The following is a 4,102-nucleotide window of genomic DNA, read 5'->3' as shown; positions in this document are numbered from 1 at the left end:
CGGGAAGCGGCGGCCGCGGTTCTGCAGTTCGTGGGCGGTGGGGCGGCGGGGCTTCTGGCGGGGGTGCATCTGCGCCTGCGCCGGCATGCGGCCGCCTTTGGTCAGGTTGCAGCGCGCGCAGGCCGTGACGATGTTCTCCCACGTGGTCCGGCCCCCTCGGGATCGCGGGATAACGTGGTCGAAGGTCAGGTCATCGGTCGACGGGCAGTACTGGCAGGTGAAGCCGTCGCGCAGGAAGAGGTTGAACCGGGTGAACGCCGGGGGCCGATCCTGGGTCACGTACTGCTTGAGAGACACCACGCTCGGCAGCTTCATGGCGAAGGAGGGCGAGTGGATCATCTGGTCATAGGTGGAAACCACATCGACCCGGTCCAGGAACACCGCCTTGATCACATCCTGCCAGGGCCAGAGTGAAAGCGGATAGTAGCTGAGCGGCCGGAAGTCGGCGTTGAGCACCAGACAGGGCCAGCCCGTCGGCGCGTGGCTAACCACCTGCATGGCGGCGCCCGCTGCGGTGGAAAGACCTGATGATGGGGTTGAGCGTGGACCTGAAGACGAACACCCTCTGGAGAAGATCGGACGATTTCAGAAACTATAGGCTCGATTCGGAGACAACTCTACGACGACACGAGCCTGAGATCGGGCCTGTGGCCTCGCCCGGGACGGCGTCCGGACGAGGCTCCAGCCGCGTTGCAAGTTCAGACGCCGAGGCCGGCGGTGGCGCCAGCGATGGTCAGGGTCAGACCCAGGACGGCGAAGGAAACGCTCAGGTCGAGAATGTGGTTCAAGAGCTTGATCATGGCAGGTCTCCGTTCAGGTTCGGGCCCGGTTGATCCGAGCCCCTCGTCCATCTGGACAGCGATTAGATAGCACCATCTGAACACTGCACAGATAACTGATTTTGCCGATCCGATATGCGTTTCTGCACATCAACGTTTCAGCGAGGAACGAAAAAGGGGGCCACGCGGGCCCCCTTCTCACGGGTATCAACGCCGGTCCAAAGGACCATCAGGCGCTCAGCGTCGCCGTGCCGAAGGCCGCAATCAGGCCGAGGGACAGGAGGAACACCGGAACCGCGCGATCAACGAGCCGTTCGAACTTTTCAAGAGACATGACACACACCTTTTCAGTTTCATGGACCCCCATCGATTTGAGGGTGTTTCTTATTTGAACAGCGCTCAGATAGGAACCCATCTGAGCGCCGTCAAGATGTGTGTACAGCGGGCTCGTATGAACTTATGGTAATGTCATGAGCGAAGCCAAAAGCGTTGGACCACGCCCCTATCACCACGGCGATCTCACGCGCGCCCTCGTGGACGCCGCCCGACGCCTGCTGGAAACCGAAGGCCCCAGCGCGCTGTCTCTGCGCGCCGTGGCGCGTGAGGCCGGGGTCAGCCCGGCCGCGCCCTATCACCACTTCAAGGACAAGGCCGAGCTGCTGGACGCCATCGCCAGCGAAGGCTGGGATATTCTGGGAACCCAGATGGCCGCCGCCAAGGCCGCCACCACCGGGATGCAGCAATTGACCGCCCTGGGCATCGCCTACGTCTGTTTCGCCCGCGACAACCCCGCGCTCTATCGCGTCATGTACGACGCTGCTCGCGACAAGGACGAGATGCCCGAGGACGTTCAGTCGAACAAGGACAGCGCCTACTGCATGGTGCGCGACACCATGATCGAGAATGGCGCCGACCCCGAGCAGGATCGACACCTGGAGCTCGCCGGCGTGGCGGCCTGGTGCGGCGCGCACGGCCTGGCCGAAATGGCGAGTTTCAAGCAGTTCGACCACCTGAAGACCGAGCTCGGCGGCGAACGGCCGTTCTTCGAGGCGGTGCTGAGCCATATGGGCCTGTTCCCCAAACCGCATCAGGACTGCTAACTGGGCGGGTGTTCGTCACCCGCTTCGCCCCCTCGCCCACCGGCTATCTGCATCGCGGCCACGCGTTCTCTGCGCTGGCGGCGCATCAGGCAGCCCGGGTCGCAGGCGGCCGGTTCCTGCTCCGCATTGAGGATATTGACGCGACGCGTTGTCGGCCCGCATTCGAGGCGGCGATCTGCGAAGACCTGGCCTGGCTGGACCTCAGATGGGAGACCCCGGTCCGACGTCAGTCCGAGCATATGGCGGACTACCAATCTGCCCTCACACGCCTCGAGGCCGATGGACTGCTCTATCGCTGTTTCCGCACCCGGAAAGAAATCGCTCAGGCGATGACCTCTGCGCCCCACGGCGCTGTTGAAGCCTTTCGCAGCGCGCCCCTGCCCGCCCGCGAGGAGGCCCGGCGACTGGCTGCCGGTGAACCCTTTGCCTGGAGACTTTCCCTGGATGCGGCAAGGCAGCGCCTGGGCGGATGGCAGGGCCTGACTTTTTCAGACTCTGGCCAGACTTTCACCGCCAACCCTGAACCAGGCGGCGACATCGTTCTGGCCCGCAAGGATGTGGGGGTGGCCTACCACCTGGCCGTGGTGGTGGACGACGCCCTGCAAGGGATCACACACGTTATCCGGGGAGCCGACCTGGCCGAGGCCACCCACGTTCAGCGCCTGCTGCAGGCGCTCCTCGACCTGCCGACACCCACCTATCAGCATCACCCCCTGTTGCTGGATGCCGAAGGTCACAGGCTTGCCAAGCGAACCGGCGCAGAAAGCCTGCGCGCTTTGCGCGAACGCGGTATGAGCGCGGCAGAGCTGAAGGGGGAACTGGGCTTTGACTGAGACGACGGCGGAACCGGCAGCGCGCATGGACTGGCGCGCCGTGGGTGTGCTGCTGTTCGGCGCCTGTGTGATCGGACTATCGCCGATCTTCGTTCGACTTACGGAAGCCGGGCCGGCGGCGGCGGGATTCTGGAGACTGGCTCTGGCGCTTCCCCTGCTCGCACTCCTGACGGTCCGTAATACAGGCGGCATCGGGCGTCCCCCGGTCATGGCGCTTTGGGCGGGGTTGTTCTTCGCCCTGGACCTCGGCTTCTGGCACTACGCCATCCACTATACGTCGGTGACCAACGCCACCGTCCTGTCGAACCTGACGCCGATCGTCGTCACCGCCTTTGCCTGGATCTTTCTGAAGCAGCGACCCACGGGCCTGTTCCTGCTGGCAGTGGCTGCGGCCACCGGCGGCGCCTGGGTCATGGCCTTCGAAAAGGGCAGCGGGGCTCTGGTCAACCAGCCCCTGGGCGACGGGCTTTCGGTGCTGACCGCCCTTTGGTACGCATTCTACTTTCTGTGTATGGCGCAGGGCCGAAAGTCCCACGGTGCCAGCCAGCTGATGTTCTGGGTGAGCATCGTTGGCGCCCCCCTGTTGCTGGTCGCAGCCCTGCTCGCCGGCGAGCCGATCCTGCCGTCCAGCGCCCTCGGCTGGGCCGCGCTGGCAGGGTTGGGCCTGATGCATGTGGGCGGACAGGGGTCCATCGCCTGGGCTATGGGGCGGCTGCCGACATCGACCGCCTCAGTGGTGGTGCTGGTGCAGCCGGTCGTGGCGGCTTCACTGGGGTGGGTGCTGTTCGCCGAGGCCATCGGGCCCTTGCAGGCGACCGGCGCCATGGTCACCCTGTTGGCCGTCATCCTGGCGCAATGGGCGTCTCGCCCCAAGGCGGAACAAGGCCCCAGGCCCGACGCGCCGCCTCCACCCGAGCCAGCTTTGCGCTGAACGCCGACCAGTCATCCGCCTCGGCTATGGGCGCCCAGATCGCCTCGATCTCATCGATCAACAGTTCTTCAGGCTCGGGACTGGCGAAATAGGCGTCCCTCAGTCGTTCCGGGCGCACAGGGGGATGAGCGGCCAGACACTGGCGGAACGTGAGGAACGGCTGGGTTGCGTACAACCCGCCTCTGGGCCCAGCCAGGGCGCGATCCTCGCCGGCGCAGAACCAGTCGAAAAAGAACGGTTCCCACCTCAGCGCCGGACCGCCTTCAGCCATTGCCTGAAAGGCGGACTGAACCAGGATGGCGTCGGCGTCATCTCCCTCGGACCCAACGCCCAACCGCGACAGCATGGCGTCCATGAGTGCGCGCCGATAGGCCGGTCCAAAGCCGTTCAACGCATCGACCAGGGCTTCGCTGTTGCTCACCAGCGAGAAGCACCCGGCCAGTTGCTGCAGATTCCAGA

General features: G+C 65.0%; 5 protein-coding genes and 1 pseudogene. 3 read left to right on the top strand and 3 right to left on the bottom strand.

All coding sequences use genetic code 11. The features are described from left to right. Both ACIQ42_RS16695 and ACIQ42_RS16690 read right to left on the bottom strand, forming a co-directional pair. Positions 1-498, bottom strand: a 498-nt coding sequence (locus tag ACIQ42_RS16695) for an HNH endonuclease (RefSeq protein WP_397423369.1), incomplete at its 3' end; no start/stop codon positions are given. Between the two features lie 510 nt (positions 499-1,008). Continuing rightward, positions 1,009-1,194, bottom strand: coding sequence for a hypothetical protein (locus tag ACIQ42_RS16690; protein WP_397423368.1), 186 nt, complete (start codon positions 1,192-1,194; stop codon positions 1,009-1,011). Positions 1,195-1,249: 55 nt separating this feature from the next. On the opposite strand from ACIQ42_RS16690, the gene ACIQ42_RS16685 reads away from it, so the two are divergent. Genes ACIQ42_RS16685 through ACIQ42_RS16675 form a run of 3 tightly spaced genes read left to right on the top strand, consistent with a single transcriptional unit; the run spans position 1,250 to position 3,643 of the window. Further along, positions 1,250-1,879 carry a TetR/AcrR family transcriptional regulator gene (locus ACIQ42_RS16685; protein ID WP_397423367.1) on the top strand — a complete coding sequence of 210 codons (630 nt, stop codon included), beginning with the start codon at positions 1,250-1,252 and terminating at the stop codon, positions 1,877-1,879. A gap of 8 nt (positions 1,880-1,887) precedes the next feature. Further along, complete coding sequence (gene gluQRS / locus ACIQ42_RS16680; protein ID WP_397423366.1) at positions 1,888-2,712, top strand: tRNA glutamyl-Q(34) synthetase GluQRS; 825 nt, start codon at positions 1,888-1,890, stop codon at positions 2,710-2,712. Next, the gene (locus tag ACIQ42_RS16675; protein WP_397423365.1) at positions 2,705-3,643 is read left to right on the top strand and encodes a DMT family transporter; all 939 of its coding nucleotides are present in this window, start codon (positions 2,705-2,707) and stop codon (positions 3,641-3,643) included. Before gluQRS ends, ACIQ42_RS16675 begins: the two co-directional genes overlap by 8 nt. On the opposite strand, the pseudogene ACIQ42_RS16670 reads toward ACIQ42_RS16675, so the two are convergent. Next, positions 3,555-4,102, bottom strand: a pseudogene (locus ACIQ42_RS16670) (selenoprotein O); the annotation flags it as partial. The gene ACIQ42_RS16675 and the pseudogene ACIQ42_RS16670 overlap by 89 nt on opposite strands.

Source organism: Phenylobacterium sp., from assembly GCF_044372605.1.
Lineage (GTDB): Bacteria > Pseudomonadota > Alphaproteobacteria > Caulobacterales > Caulobacteraceae > Phenylobacterium.
Note: the sequence above shows the minus strand (reverse complement) of the source record. Positions and strands in the feature narration are given on the sequence as shown.

What these genes read in the sequence shown, in the direction of transcription:
- ACIQ42_RS16690 (WP_397423368.1), bottom strand. Translation starts at nt 1,194, where the DNA reads ATGGGTTCCTATCTGAGCGCTGTTCAAATAAGAAACACCCTCAAATCG.
- ACIQ42_RS16685 (WP_397423367.1), top strand. Translation starts at nt 1,250, where the DNA reads ATGAGCGAAGCCAAAAGCGTTGGACCACGCCCCTATCACCACGGCGAT.